This is a genomic window from Kitasatospora sp. NPDC048540, from assembly GCF_040651175.1.
GTDB lineage: Bacteria > Actinomycetota > Actinomycetes > Streptomycetales > Streptomycetaceae > Kitasatospora.
The window spans coordinates 79,884-95,174 of sequence record NZ_JBEZIR010000006.1; the positions used below are offsets into that span (position 1 = coordinate 79,884).

The 15,291-nt window shown below is 69.8% G+C and carries 13 protein-coding genes and 1 pseudogene; 8 read left to right on the plus strand and 6 right to left on the minus strand.

The features are described from left to right. Nucleotides 1-146: 146 nt before the first annotated feature. Nucleotides 147-980, minus strand: coding sequence for a diacylglycerol kinase (locus tag AB0D08_RS05045; protein WP_359886229.1), 834 nt, complete (start codon nucleotides 978-980; stop codon nucleotides 147-149). Between the two features lie 126 nt (nucleotides 981-1,106). On the opposite strand from AB0D08_RS05045, the gene AB0D08_RS05050 reads away from it, so the two are divergent. Next, a complete protein-coding gene (locus AB0D08_RS05050) occupies nucleotides 1,107-2,390 on the plus strand; it encodes an adenylosuccinate synthase (RefSeq protein ID WP_033823607.1) in 1,284 nt (427 codons plus the stop codon). A 138-nt stretch (nucleotides 2,391-2,528) separates the two neighbouring features. After that, nucleotides 2,529-3,122, plus strand: a complete 594-nt coding sequence (locus AB0D08_RS05055) for a GNAT family protein (RefSeq protein WP_359886230.1) — start codon at nucleotides 2,529-2,531, stop codon at nucleotides 3,120-3,122. A gap of 71 nt (nucleotides 3,123-3,193) precedes the next feature. On the opposite strand, the gene AB0D08_RS05060 is transcribed toward AB0D08_RS05055, so the two are convergent. Together AB0D08_RS05060 and AB0D08_RS05065 are read right to left on the minus strand one after the other, a co-directional pair. Then, complete coding sequence (locus AB0D08_RS05060) at nucleotides 3,194-3,616, minus strand: DUF350 domain-containing protein (RefSeq protein ID WP_033823609.1); 423 nt, start codon at nucleotides 3,614-3,616, stop codon at nucleotides 3,194-3,196. 88 nt (nucleotides 3,617-3,704) lie between these two features. Then, nucleotides 3,705-4,199, minus strand: a complete 495-nt coding sequence (locus AB0D08_RS05065) for an LURP-one-related family protein (RefSeq protein ID WP_359886231.1) — start codon at nucleotides 4,197-4,199, stop codon at nucleotides 3,705-3,707. A 155-nt stretch (nucleotides 4,200-4,354) separates the two neighbouring features. On the opposite strand from AB0D08_RS05065, the gene AB0D08_RS05070 reads away from it, so the two are divergent. After that, nucleotides 4,355-6,175, plus strand: coding sequence for an NHL domain-containing thioredoxin family protein (locus AB0D08_RS05070; RefSeq protein WP_051813812.1), 1,821 nt, complete (start codon nucleotides 4,355-4,357; stop codon nucleotides 6,173-6,175). Nucleotides 6,176-6,232: 57 nt separating this feature from the next. On the opposite strand, the gene AB0D08_RS05075 is transcribed toward AB0D08_RS05070, so the two are convergent. Then, on the minus strand, nucleotides 6,233-7,534 hold the full coding sequence (locus tag AB0D08_RS05075) for a M18 family aminopeptidase (protein ID WP_033823612.1): 1,302 nt from the start codon (nucleotides 7,532-7,534) through the stop codon (nucleotides 6,233-6,235). A gap of 279 nt (nucleotides 7,535-7,813) precedes the next feature. Further along, a complete protein-coding gene (locus tag AB0D08_RS05080; RefSeq protein WP_033823613.1) occupies nucleotides 7,814-9,643 on the minus strand; it encodes an acyl-CoA dehydrogenase in 1,830 nt (609 codons plus the stop codon). 287 nt (nucleotides 9,644-9,930) lie between these two features. Here AB0D08_RS05080 and AB0D08_RS05085 point away from each other — a divergent pair, with 287 nt between their 5' ends. The 5 genes and pseudogenes from AB0D08_RS05085 to AB0D08_RS05105 all read left to right on the plus strand — a co-directional run bounded on the left by AB0D08_RS05085 (nucleotide 9,931) and on the right by AB0D08_RS05105 (nucleotide 13,616). Further along, nucleotides 9,931-10,359, plus strand: coding sequence for an SseB family protein (locus AB0D08_RS05085; protein WP_359886260.1), 429 nt, complete (start codon nucleotides 9,931-9,933; stop codon nucleotides 10,357-10,359). Nucleotides 10,360-10,482: 123 nt separating this feature from the next. Then, a pseudogene (locus tag AB0D08_RS05090) lies at nucleotides 10,483-10,716 on the plus strand (pirin family protein); the annotation flags it as partial. Between the two features lie 92 nt (nucleotides 10,717-10,808). Continuing rightward, entirely contained in the window at nucleotides 10,809-11,765 is a 957-nt protein-coding gene (locus AB0D08_RS05095; protein WP_359886232.1) for a pirin family protein, read from the plus strand. 354 nt (nucleotides 11,766-12,119) lie between these two features. Further along, complete coding sequence (locus tag AB0D08_RS05100) at nucleotides 12,120-12,647, plus strand: hypothetical protein (RefSeq protein ID WP_359886233.1); 528 nt, start codon at nucleotides 12,120-12,122, stop codon at nucleotides 12,645-12,647. Between the two features lie 123 nt (nucleotides 12,648-12,770). Further along, entirely contained in the window at nucleotides 12,771-13,616 is an 846-nt protein-coding gene (locus tag AB0D08_RS05105; protein WP_359886234.1) for a PE-PGRS family protein, read from the plus strand. On the opposite strand, the gene AB0D08_RS05110 is transcribed toward AB0D08_RS05105, so the two are convergent. Next, nucleotides 13,546-15,204, minus strand: coding sequence for a PE-PGRS family protein (locus AB0D08_RS05110; protein ID WP_359886235.1), 1,659 nt, complete (start codon nucleotides 15,202-15,204; stop codon nucleotides 13,546-13,548). The two genes, AB0D08_RS05105 and AB0D08_RS05110, sit on opposite strands and share 71 nt — an antisense overlap. Between the last annotated feature and the right edge of the window lie 87 nt (nucleotides 15,205-15,291).

The following is a 15,291-nucleotide window of genomic DNA, read 5'->3' on the forward strand; positions in this document are numbered from 1 at the left end:
GACGCGCGTAGACAAAACCCCTTACACACCACGGCATTTCCCGGCGGGCAATTCGGCTGGACGGCGCGTGCCCTTGTCACGCGCGCCCGGCGGGCGGGTCGGGGGTCTGACGCACCGTCGCGCCGCACGCCCGGACGTGATGCTGCTCACCCGGCAGGCAGCATCAGCTCCCACGCCCCGGCGTGCACCGTCCAGGTGCGCGCCCGGACCGGCCCCACGGGTGCGCCGTCGGCCTCGTAGCCGAAGTGCCGGCCGGTCACGGTGAGGCTGGCGACCCGGTGCCGGTGGGTGTGGCCGTCCAGCCGCAGGGTCAGCTCCAGGACGCCGTCGGCGGGCGCCACCCGTAGCAGCCGGACCCGCTGGTGCAGATCGGCCAGCAGCCGGCCGTCCGCCTCGACCCTGAGTTCGACCACCGGGCCGTTCACCGAGGACTTCCCCTGCTCGGCCGCAGCGAATTTCGCCCATAGCGAACGCAAGCCACCTGAACGGCTCAGCCCGTCGCCGGGTCGCAGCGGCGCGATCCGCACCTCGGCGAGCACCACCCCACCGCCGTCGTCCACCAGCAGGTCCAGCTTGCGCGGGGTGCCCGCGAGCACCGCACGGGCCGCGGCGACCGGCTCCACCGGCACCCCGAGGGCCCGCAGCGCACCGGTCGCGACGGGCCGGCCGACCGGCACCACGCCGACCGGGTCCGTACCCAACTCGCGCTGGCGGTGCAGCGCCTGCAGCACCCGCTGCAGCGCCGGATCGGCCCCGATCACCACCGGCCGGCGACGGCCGCGGTGCGACAGGACCCGGTCGAGTTCGGACGGGCTCTCCGGCAGCGCCACCTTCACGTCCGCACCCCCGCACAGCACGTCCTTGGCGACGCGCACCGACTCCCCGTCGGCCTGCTTCGCCGCCGGGTCGAGGATCACCAGGAGCGGACCGGGCCCACCGTGGTCCGCGCGGTGGGATGCGGGCGTGGACAGGGACGACACGACCGGTCCTTCCTCAGGTAATCTCTCGGTGCAAGAGCCCCTTGCGCTATTGCGCCAGGGGCTTCGTCTATCTCGGGTCAGACTGCGGCCTACGCAGGATGCCCCAACCGGAAGGGGTGTACGCCTGTGCCGGCACTCGTGCTCGTTGGCGCCCAGTGGGGGGACGAGGGCAAGGGGAAGGCGACCGACCTCCTCGGTGGCTCCGTCGACTACGTCGTCCGTTACCAGGGCGGCAACAACGCCGGCCACACGGTGGTCATCGGCGACCAGAAGTATGCACTGCACCTGCTGCCTTCCGGCATCCTCAGCTCGAACGTGGTCCCGGTCATCGGCAACGGCGTGGTCATCGACCCGGGTGTGCTGCTCTCCGAGCTGAGCGGCCTGAACGAGCGCGGCATCGACACCTCGAAGCTGCTGATCTCGGGCAACGCCCACCTGATCACCCCGTACCACCGCACCCTGGACAAGGTCACCGAGCGCTTCCTCGGCAAGCGCCGGATCGGCACCACCGGCCGCGGCATCGGCCCGACCTACGCGGACAAGATCAACCGCGTCGGCATCCGGGTCCAGGACCTCTTCGACGAGTCGATCCTGCGCCAGAAGGTCGAAGCGGCGCTGCACGACAAGAACCAGCTGCTGGTCAAGCTCTACAACCGCCGCGCCATCCCGGCCGAGCTGGTGGTGGAGGAGTACCTCGGCTACGCCGACAAGATCCGGCCCTTCCTCGCCGACACCACCCTCGTCCTGGACGAGGCGCTGAAGGCGAACAAGGTCGTCCTGCTGGAGGGCGGCCAGGGCACCCTGCTCGACGTCGACCACGGCACGTACCCCTTCGTGACCTCGTCGAACCCGACCGCGGGCGGCGCCTGCACCGGTGCGGGCATCGGCCCGACCAAGATCGACCGGGTCATCGGCATCCTCAAGGCGTACACCACCCGGGTCGGCTCGGGCCCGTTCCCGACCGAGCTGCTGGACGAGGACGGCGACGCGCTGCGCCGGATCGGCGGCGAGCGCGGTGTCACCACCGGCCGTGACCGCCGCTGCGGCTGGTTCGACGCGGTGATCGCCCGCTACGCGACCCGGGTCAACGGCCTGACCGACTTCTTCCTCACCAAGCTGGACGTGCTGACCGGCTGGGAGCAGATCCCGGTCTGCGTCGCGTACGAGATCGACGGCAAGCGCGTCGAGGAACTCCCGTACAACCAGTCCGACTTCCACCACGCCAAGCCGATCTACGAGACGCTGCCGGGCTGGACCGAGGACATCAGCAAGGCCCAGACCTTCGCCGACCTGCCGAAGAACGCGCAGGCCTACGTGAAGGCGCTGGAGGAGATGTCGGGCGCCCCGATCTCCGCGATCGGCGTCGGCCCGGGCCGGACCGAGACGATCCAGATCAACTCCTTCATCTGATCCTTCATCCGGTCCTTCATCCGGCCGGCCACGACTGGGCCCCGCACCTCGGTGCGGGGCCTTTTCGCTCCCTCCACGCAATTGCACTAGTGCAGATATCTCTTGCATCTAGTTCAAACTGGGGTTAGTTTCTGCCCCATGACCGCGAAGCTTCCCGTCCCCGTCACCCTCACCGGCCGCCACGTCCGCCTGGAGCCGCTGACCCGCGCCCACGTCCCCGACCTGTTCGAGGCGGCCGGCGGGGACGAGGAGGTCTGGCGCTGGATCCCGGTCCCCGTGCCCCGCACCGAGCAGGAGCTGCGCGAGACCAACGACGCCCGGATCGCGGACGAGCGCTGCCTGCCGTTCGCGGTGATCCGGCTCGCCACCGGCCGCGCGGTCGGGGTGACCTGCTACTTCGAATTCAGCGCCGAGGACGAGCTGCTGGAGATCGGCGGCACCTGGTACGGCCGCTCGGCCTGGCGCACCGAGGTCAACACGGAGGCGAAGCTGCTGCTGCTGGAGCACGCCTTCGGGGAGCTCGGCATGGGCCGGGTGTGCTGGAAGACCGACCACCTCAACGAGCGCTCGCAGAACGCGATCCGGCGGCTCGGGGCCAGCTACGAGGGCACGTTCCGGCGGGCGAAGCGGCGGCCGGACGGCAGCTGGCGGGACAGCGTGTGGTTCTCGATGCTGAAGGACGAGTGGCCCGCCGCCAGGGCCCGGCTGAGCGAGCGGCTGGCGGCGGGCTGAGGACCGGCAGGCCGGTGGCCGGCGGGCGACGGCCGGCGGGCGACGGCCGGCGGGCGACGGGCGGCGCGGCCTCAGGCGATGGCGGCGGCCACGATCGCGGCGACCGAGATGTTGCACGCGGCGGTGACCCACACCGCGGGGTGCGGCTCGGGGTCGACCAGGATCGCGCCGAGCCTGCCCGGGGTGAGCAGGTCGACCAGCCAGAACGCGACCGCCATCAGCACCAGGCCGAGCAGCCCGAACAGCGCGGTGGAGGCCAGGCCCTTCGCGAACTCGTCGTAGGTGTAGAGGATCGCGGTGAAGACGATGCCGCCGATCCCGAGCAGGGCGGAGCTGAGCACCAGGGCGGCGTTGCGGTTGCGCTCCTGCCAGATCTGGTGACCGAGCCTGCCCGGGGTCAGCAGGTCGACCAGGCCGACGCCGAGCAGCAGCAGGGCTATGCCGACCAGGCCGAACACGGCGGCGTGTCCGAGGCCGTTGACGATGTCGTTCATGCCGGGGTCCCCCTCGCGTCAAGGATCGGCAAAACATATCCCATCGCCCCAGCCCCGGACCGGCCGAGTGGCCGTTCCCGCGGCCCGCTCAGTCGTTGTGCGACACCAGCTGGTCGACGCAGACCGCCACCGCCAGGACCAGCCCGGCGTCGGCCCCCGCGATCCCGTCCGCGACCTTGACGCCGTACGCGTCCCGGATGGTGAACCACTTGCGGGAGACCTCGGCGATCTCGTCGCCGTCCTGCTCGATCCGGAAGTCCTTGTCGAGCAGGTCGCCGTGGATCTCCCACTCCCGGCCGTCCTCGAACTCCACGTGGTACTTGTCGCGGAACGGCGTGAACAGCTTCTTGCGGACGGTCGCGACCACGTCCCCGTCGGCGTTCTCGATCTTCATCGCGTCCCGGACCGTGAGCACCTTCTCCTTGATCACGGCCACCACCTGCCCGGCCGCGTCCTTCAGCTCGAAGGTGTCCCGCAGCCGCAGCACCTTGCCGTCCACCAGGAAGGCCTTCTCGCCGTCCTCACTCTCGATCCAGTAGTCGTCGCCCACCGCGAACAGCCGTTCCCTGACCACGTACTTCATGCCGCAACCCGCCTGTCGTCGCCTCGAACACCGTGACGGCCGCGCAGCACCACCCGCGGCCGCCGCCAGCGTAGACCCGCACCCGCCCCACCGTCCGGCAGGCCCGGGCGACGAGGCCGGAATGCTTCCGCAGCCCGATGGGGTTGGATGAGGACATGGCTTCTCGTGCACGCGTACGCGCCCCCCAGCTGGTGGGCAAGGGCGGATGGCTCAACACCGGTGGCAAGGACCTGTCGCTGGCGGACTTCCGCGGCAAGATCACAATCCTGGACTTCTGGACCTTCTGCTGCATCAACTGCCTCCACGTCCTGGACGAACTCCGGGAGCTGGAGGAGAAGCACCGCGACACCGTGGTGATCGTCGGCGTGCACTCCCCCAAGTTCGTCCACGAGGCGGACCACCAGGCCGTGGTCGACGCCACCGCCCGCTACGAGGTGCACCACCCGGTGCTGGACGACCCGGAGCTGGCCACCTGGAAGCAGTACGCGGTGCGCGCCTGGCCGACCCTGGTGGTGATCGACCCCGAGGGCTACGTGGTCGCGCAGCACGCCGGCGAGGGGCACGCGCACGCGATCGCCCGGCTGGTGGAGGAGCTGGAGGAGGAGCACGCGGCCAAGGGCACCCTGCGGCGCGGCGACTCCCCGTACGTGCCGGCCGAGCCGCAGGCGGGCGACCTGAGCTTCCCCGGCAAGGCGGTCCGGCTGCCCGACGGCCACTACCTGGTCGCCGACTCGGGCCACCACTCGCTGGTGGAGCTGGCCGAGGACGGCGAGAGCGTGGTGCGCCGGATCGGCGACGGCGAGCGCGGGCTGTTGGACGGGACGGCGCCGCGGTTCAGCGAGCCGCAGGGCCTCGCGCTGGTCCCGGCCGGCCTCGGCCTCGGCTACGACGTGGTGGTGGCGGACACCGTCAACCACGCGCTGCGCGGCGTGCGGCTGTCCGACGGCTCGGTGACCACCCTGGCCGGCACCGGGAAGCAGTGGTGGCAGGGTTCCGCCACCGCGGGCCCGGCACGCGAGGTCGACCTGTCCTCGCCGTGGGACGTGGCCTTCTTCGACGGCCGGGTGTGGATCGCGATGGCGGGCGTGCACCAGCTCTGGGCGTTCGACCCGGCCGCGGGCACGGTCGGGGTGACGGCGGGGACCACCAACGAGGGCCTGGTCGACGGCCCCGCCGACGAGGCGTGGTTCGCGCAGCCGTCGGGTCTCGCGGTGTCCGCGGACGGCGAGCGGCTCTGGGTGGCGGACTCGGAGACCTCGGCGGTGCGCTGGGTTTCACGTGAAACACTCACCGTCCACACCGCGGTCGGCACCGGCCTGTTCGACTTCGGCCACCGCGACGGCGACGCCGGCCAGGCACTGCTGCAGCACCCGCTGGGCGTGACCGTCCTCCCCGACGGCTCGGTGGCGATCGCGGACACCTACAACCACGCGCTGCGCCGCTACGAGCCCGGCACCGGCGAGGTCACCACCCTCGCCACCGACCTGCGGGAGCCCTCGGGCGCGGTGGTGGTGGACGGTGACATCGTGGTGGTCGAGTCCGCGCGGCACCGGTTGACCAGGCTGCGGCTGCCCGAGGAGGCCGTCCGGGTCGAGTCGGTCGCGCACCGCACCCAGCGGGCGGCCACCGAGGTGGCGCCGGGCCGGCTGCTGCTGGACGTGGTGTTCTCCGCGCCGAGCGGCCAGAAGCTGGACGAGCGCTACGGCCCCTCCACCCGGCTGCTGGTCAGTTCCACCCCGCCGGAGCTGCTGGTCGCGGGCGCGGGCGCGGACTCGGCGCTCAGCCGGGAGCTGGTGCTCTCGGAGACGGTCACCGAGGGGGTGCTGCACGTCTCGGCGATGGCGGCGTCCTGCGACGACGACCCGGAGATCGAGTACCCGGCCTGCCATGTGCACCAGCAGGACTGGGGTGTGCCGGTGAAGCTGACGCCGGGCGGCGCCGAGCGGCTGCCGCTGGTGCTGGCGGGCATGGAGTGACGCACCGTCCGTCGGGGCCCGGCCGGGCCCCGACGGTCCGTCGGCCACCGGCCGGGCTCAGCCCTCCAGGAACGCCTTGAGGGCGGCGGCCAGCAGGAACGGGTCGTCGGCGCCGCACAGTTCACGGGCCGAGTGCATGGACAGCGCGGCGATGCCGCAGTCCACCGTGGTGATGCCGAGCCGGGCGGCGGTGATCGGGCCGATCGTGGTGCCGCAGGGCATCGCGTTGTTGGAGACGAAGGTCTGCCACGGCACGCCGGCCTTCTCGCAGGCGGCGGCGAACACGGCCCGGCCGATGGCGTCGGTGGCGTAGCGGTTGTTGACGTTGACCTTGAGGATCGGGCCGCCGTTGGGCATCGGGTGGTGGCCGGGCTCGTGCCGCTCGCTGTAGTTCGGGTGCACGGCGTGGCCCATGTCCGAGGAGAGGCAGACGGTGCCGGCCATGGCCCGGGCGCGGTCCTCGGGGGAACCGCCGCGGGCGTGCACGCTGCGCTCCAGGACGTTGCCGAGCAGCGGGCCCTGGGCGCCGGTGTCGGACTCGCTGCCGGTCTCCTCGTGGTCGAAGGCGGCGATCACCGGGATGTACGGCAGCGGGGCGCCCGCGGTGGCGACGGCGGCCAGCGCGGCCGTGGAGGCGTGCACCGAGAGCAGGTTGTCCAGGCGGGGGCCGGCCAGCATCTCGCGGTTGCGGCCGAGGTAGGAGGGCGGCTGCACGTCGTGGGTCATCAGGTCCCAGCCGGCCACGTCGGCGGCGGCCACCCCGGCCCGGTCGGCGACGAACTCGATCAGCAGGCCCTCGGTGACGTCGCCGATTCCCCAGATCGGCGTGAGGTGACGCTGCTTGTCGAGCTTGAGGCCGTCGTTGACCTGGCGGTCGAGGTGGATGGCGAGCTGCGGGACGCGCAGCAGCGGCTCGTCGATCTGGACCAGCCGGACCGAGCCGTCGCGCAGCGCGAGCCGGCCGGAGAGGCCGAGGTCGCGGTCGAGCCAGGTGTTGAGCGGGACGCCGCCGTAGATCTCCACGGCGACCTGCCGCCAGCCGGCCGTGCCGGTGTCCGGCACCGGCTTGACGCGCAGGTTGGGCGAGTCGGTGTGCGAGCCGACGATCCGGAACGGCGTCTCGGGTCCGGCTCCCTCGGGGACGTACCAGGCGATCAGCGCGCCTCCGCGGATCACGTACCGGCCGCCGGTCGCCGCGTCCCAGGCGTCGGTCTCGGAGATCCGGCGGAAGCCGGCCTTCTCCAGTCGCTCCGCGGCACTCGCCACCGCGTGGAAGGGCGACGGCGAGGTACCGAGGTAGGCGATCAGGTCGTCGGTGTGCGTCCGGTCGAAGTAGGCCGGGCGGGCAGCGGTCGACATGTTGCTCCTGAGTTGAGGGAGTTCGGACGCCGGATGGGGGACCGGCTCCGCACCTGAGCATATGCCCGTACACGGACATGACACCGTGAACTCAAGAACGGTGACACAACGGTGAGCATTGGTGCCCAGCTGCTACACCGGACCGCCCGGAACGGCCCTGCGTCGCCGTCCGCCGCCGTGCCGGAAGCCCGGGCGGCGGGTGGACGGAACACCGCGGGGCCCGGTGGTGTACCGGGCCCCGCGGTGTGAGGGTGGGTCAGGCGGTCGTGGCAGCGGGGCCTAGAAGGCCTCCTCCGCGAGCTCCATGATCTCGTTGTCGACGCCCTCGGCGATCAGGCGCTGCGGGGCGACGGCGGGCAGCACGTTGCGGGCGAAGAAGCGGGCCGCGGCGACCTTGCCCTGGTAGAACGCGACGTCCTTCTCCGAGGCGCCCGCCTCCAGCTTGGCCAGGGCCACGGTGGCCTGACGCAGCAGCAGCCAGCCGACCACCACGTCGCCGGAGACCATCAGCAGGCGGGTGGCGTTGAGGCCCACCTTGTACATGTTCTTGACGTCCTGCTCGACCGAGGAGAGGTCGGCCAGCATCTTGCCGACGATCGCCTCCAGGTCACCGGCGGCCTTGGCGAGCAGCTCGCGCTCGGTGGCCAGGGCGTCGCCGCCCTCGGCCGCGCCGAGGAACTTCTGGATCTGCTCGGAGACGGCGGTCAGCGCCTGGCCGCCGTCCTTGACGATCTTCCGGAAGAAGAAGTCCAGGCCCTGGATGGCGGTGGTGCCCTCGTAGAGGGTGTCGATCTTGGCGTCCCGGATGTACTGCTCGATCGGGTACTCCTGCAGGTAGCCGGAGCCACCGAAGGTCTGCAGGGACTGGGCGAGCTGCTCGTAGGACTTCTCCGAGCCGTAGCCCTTGACGATCGGCAGCAGCAGGTCGTTCAGGCGCTCGGCGGCCTCGTCACTCTCGCCGCGCAGGCGGGCGGCGAGCACGTCGTCCTGGGTGGAGGCGGTGAACAGGACCAGCGCGCGCATGCCCTCGGCGTAGGCCTTCTGGGTCAGCAGCGAGCGGCGGACGTCCGGGTGGTTGGTGATGGTGACCCGGGGGGCGGCCTTGTCCAGGAAGTTGGAGATGTCGGCGCCCTGCACGCGCTCCTTGGCGTACTCCAGCGCGTTCAGGTAGCCGGTGGAGAGGGTGGCGATGGCCTTCGTGCCGACCATCATCCGGGCAAACTCGATGATCTTGAACATCTGGCGGATGCCGTCGACGGTCTCGCCGAGCAGCCAGCCCTTGGCCGGGTGCTTGGCGCCGAAGGTCAGCTCGCAGGTGTTGGAGGCCTTGAGGCCCATCTTGTGCTCGACGTTGGTGGCGTAGACGCCGTTGCGCTCGCCGAGCTCGCCGGTCGCCCAGTCGAAGTCGAACTTCGGCACGATGTACAGGCCGAGGCCCTTGGTGCCGAGCTTGCCGCCCTCGGGGCGGGCCAGCACCAGGTGGATGATGTTCTCGGACATGTCGTGCTCGCCCGAGGTGATGAAGCGCTTGACGCCCTCGATGTGCCAGGAGCCGTCCTCCTGCTTGACCGCCTTGGTGCGGCCGGCGCCCACGTCGGAGCCGGCGTCCGGCTCGGTCAGCACCATGGTGGCGCCCCACTGGCGCTCGACCATGCGCAGGGCGACCTGCTGCTGCTCCTCGGTGCCCTCGTCGCTCACGACGCCGGCGAAGGCCGGGCCGGAGGAGTACATCCAGATCGCCGGGTTGGCGCCGAGGATCTGCTCGGCGAAGGCCCAGACCAGGGAGGACGGGGTGACCTGGCCGCCGATGGCCTCCGGGATGCCCAGGCGCCACCACTCGGCGTCCATGAAGGTCTGGTAGCTCTTCCTGAAGGAGGCCGGCACCGGGGCGGTGCTGGTCTCCGGGTCGAACACCGGCGGGTTGCGGTCGGCGTCGACGAAGGACGCGGCGAGGTCGTTCTCGGCGAGGCGCGAGATCTCGCTGAGGATGTTCTTCGCGGTCTCGACGTCCATGTCCGCGAAGGGACCGGTGCCGTACACCTGCTCGCGGCCGAACACCTCGAAGAGGTTGAACTCCACGTCCCGCAGGTTGGACTTGTAGTGACCCATGACCGTTATCTCCGGTTCGTCGCTCCGGGGGTCCGCCGCTACGAGCGCCCCACTTACCCACCAGTAGGCACCATGATGCTACCCGTTGGTAACTTGTTCAAGCCCTCGGACCGGAAACCCGGCTATGAACGTGGTCACGTCCCACAACCCGGAGCCCATCCGAGTTGTCCGGATCAGCCGCCGCACAGTGCCCCCGGGCCCGATAGCCTGTCCGTGTGTACGGCTATGAGCAGACCGCGTACCAGGGAGACCCCTACCAGCAGGCCATGCAGCAGGGGATGAACGGCATGCCCGGGGGCGCCCCGTACGGCGAGCCGCAGCAGGGTGCACCCCAGCAGTCCCTGTACCCCGAACCGTCGCCGCCATCCCTGGCCGACGCCGTCCGGGCCTTCACCACCGGCTCGATGCCGGTGGAGGACTTCCAGGCCATCTTCATCACCTCCAAGGTTTTCTGCCCGCGCGGCGACCGGCCGGGCTTCCTCGCCCTGCACAACACGCCGACCCCGGTGATCCCGATGTTCAGCTCGGTCAAGGAGCTGCGCCGCTACGCCGGCAAGGAGTCCAAGCACTTCAGCGTCAGCGGCGCCGAGGTGCTGGACCTGCTGCCGACCGGGTACGGCTTCGCCCTGGACATGGAGGGCGAGCACCGGATGGTGTTCGACGCCAAGGCGGTGGAGCAGATGGTCGAGTTCACCATGCACCGGATGTACGGCTGACCGACCGCCGAGGGGCGGCCGGACGGTCGGCACGGAGTAATGGTTTAAGTTTCAACTTGCCTTTGGTTGAGAATTGAACTAACCTGCTGGATGTAGGCCACAGAACCCCCGAAGGAGGCCGACATGCCCGCCGTGACCGTCGACAACCCGCTGACCCTCCCGCGCGTCGCCACCCCCGACCCGACCCTCACGGTGCCCCGGCCGGTCCTGACGGTGGTCACCGCTCCCGAGGGCTTCGAGGGCGAGGGCTTCCCGGTCCGCCGGGCCTTCGCCAAGGTCAACCAGAAGTACCTCGACCCGTTCATCATGATGGACCAGATGGGCGAGGTGGAGTACGCCGCGGGCGAGCCCAAAGGTTAGACCAGTTGGGGGACTAGTCAACCGATAGGGCCTGACCTGCGAAAAAGCAGGACCGCACACCTGAGAAAGACCCGACCGAGGAGGTCGACATGCCTGCCGTGACCGTCGAAAACCCGCTCGTCCTGCCGCGCATCGCAGCCCCTGCAAAGGGCTCCCGGCCGCGTCCCGTGCTGGCCGTGTCGACCGCCCCCGAGGGCTTCGAGGGCGAAGGCTTCCCCGTCCGCCGCGCCTTCGCCAAGATCAACCAGAAGTACCTCGACCCGTTCATCATGATGGACCAGATGGGCGAGGTGGATTATGCCGCTGGGGAGCCGAAGGGAACCCCTTGGCATCCGCACCGCGGTTTCGAGACGGTCACCTACATCATCGACGGCACCTTCATCCACCAGGACTCGCACGGCGGCGGCGGTGTCATCACCGACGGCGACACCCAGTGGATGACGGCCGGCTCCGGCCTGCTCCACATCGAGACCCCGCCGGAGTCGCTCGTCATGTCCGGCGGCCTCTTCCACGGCCTCCAGCTCTGGGTGAACCTGCCCGCCGCCGACAAGATGATCGCGCCGAAGTACCAGGACATCCGCGGCACGAACGTGAAGCTGCTCGCCTCCTCGGACGGCGGCGCGCTCGTCCGGCTCATCGCCGGTGACATCGCGGGCCACCAGGGCCCCGGCGCCACCCACACGCCCATCACGATGATCCACGTGTCGGTGAACCCGGGAGCCGAGGTCACCCTGCCCTGGCGGGCCGACTTCAACGGCCTGGCGTACGGCCTGGCGGGCACTGGCTCGGCGGGCGAGGAGCGGCGCCCGTTCCACATGGGCCAGTCCGTGGTCTTCGGCGAGGGCGACTCCCTCACCATCCGGGCGGACGACACCCAGGACTCCCGCAGTGCCAACTTCGAGGTCGTCCTGCTCGGTGGTCAGCCGATCCGGGAGCCGGTCGCCCACTACGGCCCGTTCGTGATGAACAGCCACCGCGAGCTCCAGCAGGCCATGGAGGACTTCCAGGCCGGCCGCCTCGGCACCATCCCCGCCGACGCCAACTGACCCGTACCGCCACGCCGGACGAGACCCCGACCGCACCCCGCGGCCGGGGTCTCGCCGTGCATGTCCCGAGAACCTTGAGCCCGGTCCCCAGGCCGAGGTCTCCTGCCCCGGACGGCCAAAGCCCCAACCACGCCTAACGGCGACAGGGTAGCGGGCAGGCTGGGACGGCGAAGTCACCCGGTGTCGGGCCGACGTCCGAGCGCATCGGACAGCCTGCCACTATCCAGTCCTCAACTGATCACTTGCGATCCGATACAGGCATCCACCCCATTAAATACTTCGGCACATGACCGATTGGCGGAGACCAATCGGTCAGCCTGGGCAGTCCGATCCAGCCATCGATACGGTTCACACATGGCCGATGTTGTTCATGAAAGGCATGGAGTCCCGCTCGAAGCGTATGAATTGACTCGGCGAGATCATGCTTCACAGAAGACCTCAGATCAGATCCGTAACGCCGTCAACAAGCAGGCGGAAGAGCGGCAAGCCAAGGAGGCAGCGGATCCGGAGCTTGGGCGGCAGCGCAACGCTCACCGCGCAAAGGCGCTTGAGATGATCAGATCGTTCAAGAACCCAGATCATCAGATCATGCGCTGGCGCGTGCGTCTCTACTGCGGCCACATCGTGGAGACGAAGCGGCACTGCTCCATCGCCAATCCCACGATGCACGGATCATCGTCGATGCGGTGCCCGGACTGTTGCAAGGACCCGTCGGTCATCGTGGCCTACGAGCCACTCGGGCCTGTAGCTGAACCACCGAATGCCAGAAAGCCCCCCGCTCAAGCCCCCAAGAGTAACCGCCTCACCCGCACCCAGCTTGAACAACGTATCGCGGCCTTGGAGGCCGAGAATGCGCGGCTCAAGACTGCGCGGGGTTCCTGAGGCCAGCTGCAACGGAGCTATCGTCCGCTGCGCGTCATCACGGCGGTCCGAGCTCCATTCCCAGCCGGTAACGGTCCTGGGAAGCGGTAGCGCGGCAGGGCGCCGCTTTGGCTCAATAGGTGCGTGGAGATCAACGAGAACTGGGCCTATCGTGCCCAGCCCAAGCTACTCGGTGGCGCTGTCCGCCGTGTGGAGATCGTCCGAGTGGGAGGCCCGCGTCGGTCGGCCCAGGTGCACGTCCGGTTCCTTGAAGGTGAGGAGGCCGGACTGCAGGAGTGGGTGACGCAGGCATCACTGGTCGCCCGGTGGGCCGACGTTGAGGTCTTCCGTGCTGACGATGCTGCGGAGCTGAGGCTGACCGAGGCGTCCCGGCAGGTGCGCAAGAGCCCCGAGTTCGAGGCGGCCCGGACGATCCTGGGGTTCGTCCGCCCGAAGAGCCAGGTCCGGCTGCGCAAAGGCGTGGCTGACGCTGGCGTGTTGGAGCTGGCAGACCTGGATGCCACAGCACAGCGTCTGGGCCTCGATCCGGCCGAGCTGCGCGCCGATCCGATGGTCTACGAGAACCACTCCGGGCTGTGCCTGGCGGGCTGGCCGGTCGTCGAGCGGATCGCCCGGCGCGTTGCGGAAATGCTGGCCGAGGAGATCCTGCCGGAGGTCGACCGCCGGCAGGAATCCGTGGACCGCGAGCGGGCCGTTCCGTCATGGCACTCCTGGGAGCGCCGCCGGGACGAGGGGAAGCTGAAGGCCGAGGACGACGCCCTCCGCACCATCCGCGAGTGGTGTGGCCAGGAGCGGGTGGACCGTTACGACGAACTGCTCGCGCTTCGCGAAGAGGTGGAGCGGCTGAACACCCTTATCGAGCGGGCCGTGAAGGCGTTGCGCGAGCGCGGGCACGGCGTCATCGCCTCCACCATTGAGCGCGACCTTGGGGTCCGTATTTCCAGCCTTGGTCCCGAGGTGAGGCGCTGAGGTCGCGCCAGGGGTCTGGCTGGCGGGGTGGCTGGGCAGGCTCAGCCGGCGGTGTTTCCTTGACGGGCCGGTGCGGGCTCCAGCCCTTGAGGAAGGGGCGCAGAGCCTCGTCAGTGGGTTCGGTCTCGAAGTCCTCGACGCCGAGCCCGCGGCCGGGCGACGTCGGGTCGATCCTGTCCGCCTCTTCCTCGCCCCACTTGGCCCACTGACGCAGGCGCTCGGCCTCCGCGACGGACGTGGCGCGAGATACGGATTCCTCCAGCTCCGTGCAGAACCGGCGGATCTCAGCCGCAGCACGCCACCGGTCCAGGGCCGCCCCGAAGGTCTCCGCCCGCGCAGCCTCGGCGGCGTGGACCTTGGCGGCAGCGATGGCTTTCTCCCACTTCCGCTGCTTGCGCTCCTTCTCCTCGGCCTCCAGTCGTCGCCGCTCGGTCTCCGCCCGTTCCCGCTCCTCCTTGAGCCGTCGTTGCTCGGCCTCGTACGCCAGACGGTGCGTTTCCTGCTCCTCGGCGCGTGCTCTCAGGGCCCGGAAGGCAGCCCCGATCTGTTCCTCCAGCTGCCGGCTGGGTGTGTCTCCGCACTCCTTCGTCCAGGCGTTGGCGCGGTTGTAGCCGTGGTGAGGTTCGACCAGGTAGAGGTCGAGCTCGCCGGACGGCTCAGATCGGTGGGCGGGTGTGACCCGTTGCCAGTCGTAGGTCTTGCGTCGCCCCTTGGGGGCGGGAACGTACTTGACGTGCCTCTGCCGCTCCTTGAATTCGATCTCCCAGCTCTTGCCGTGGACGTTGAGCATCGGCCTGACCTGGCGCCGCTTCTTCAGGATCGTCACGTCCCCGTGCCTCGACAGGGCTTCCTCGGCGATCAGACGGACGATCGACAGGACTCGTGGGAGCACGTCTTCGGAGATCTCGAAGGCGCTGTGGTCGGCCTTGACCGCCGCGATCACGTCGTCGACGTCCGTGATGACCCTGCTCCGCTGGAGGCGGATTCGGTTCCACTCGGTCTCGTCGAGCCCGTTCGTCCGCAGCAGGCCGAGGAAGAAGTCGCCCTTCTCCCGTCCGCTGTACTTCAGCTGGTAGCCGTCGGGCGCGTACTCGCGAGCGGCGTCAAAGGCCCGCCGTAGCCGCGCACGTTCCTCGGGAGACGGATCCGAGATACGCAGGAAGCGCCCGGCCTGCTGAACCTGCTCGACCAACGCCGGCCCAGTCACCGAGCGAGGAGGTGGCAGCGGGCGGGCGGGGCGGGTAGGCGCCGCCGACTTCGGGCTCATGGCCCCTTCGCCCGGCTGAGCGTCCTGCTGGACGACCTTCGCAGCCGGTTCCTGAACCTGGCCTCGCTCAGCAGACCGACCGACCTTCTTGGCCGGCTGGTCCGGGTGATGGCCATGGTCCAGATAGAACCGTCCAACGTCGGTGATCTCTGCCCGCCACTTCGTGTCAGCAGCCTTCGGCATGAGGATGAGCCCGCGGCCCTTGAGTGCCCGTGCCGTAACGGCGAGCGCGGGTTCGTCCGAGGTGACGGGTTCGACACCCGCACTGATACGAGTCAGGAGAGCGAGCTGACGCTCGTTGAGAGGAGTCCAGCGGTGCATACCGCCGTGGTACCGCCTCACTTCCGTCCGGCACAAGCCGATTGATCAAATCTGCCGAGAAGAGGACCGCTCGGCATCCGCACTGCG

Bases quoted from the DNA above. Each gene is read 5' to 3' on its own strand.
- AB0D08_RS05110 (WP_359886235.1), bottom strand. From the start codon at position 15,204: ATGCACCGCTGGACTCCTCTCAACGAGCGTCAGCTCGCTCTCCTGACT.
- AB0D08_RS05100 (WP_359886233.1), top strand. From the start codon at position 12,120: ATGGCCGATGTTGTTCATGAAAGGCATGGAGTCCCGCTCGAAGCGTAT.
- AB0D08_RS05085 (WP_359886260.1), top strand. From the start codon at position 9,931: ATGCCCGGGGGCGCCCCGTACGGCGAGCCGCAGCAGGGTGCACCCCAG.
- AB0D08_RS05095 (WP_359886232.1), top strand. From the start codon at position 10,809: ATGCCTGCCGTGACCGTCGAAAACCCGCTCGTCCTGCCGCGCATCGCA.
- AB0D08_RS05075 (WP_033823612.1), bottom strand. From the start codon at position 7,534: ATGTCGACCGCTGCCCGCCCGGCCTACTTCGACCGGACGCACACCGAC.
- AB0D08_RS05070 (WP_051813812.1), top strand. From the start codon at position 4,355: ATGGCTTCTCGTGCACGCGTACGCGCCCCCCAGCTGGTGGGCAAGGGC.
- AB0D08_RS05055 (WP_359886230.1), top strand. From the start codon at position 2,529: ATGACCGCGAAGCTTCCCGTCCCCGTCACCCTCACCGGCCGCCACGTC.
- AB0D08_RS05065 (WP_359886231.1), bottom strand. From the start codon at position 4,199: ATGAAGTACGTGGTCAGGGAACGGCTGTTCGCGGTGGGCGACGACTAC.
- AB0D08_RS05080 (WP_033823613.1), bottom strand. From the start codon at position 9,643: ATGGGTCACTACAAGTCCAACCTGCGGGACGTGGAGTTCAACCTCTTC.
- AB0D08_RS05060 (WP_033823609.1), bottom strand. From the start codon at position 3,616: ATGAACGACATCGTCAACGGCCTCGGACACGCCGCCGTGTTCGGCCTG.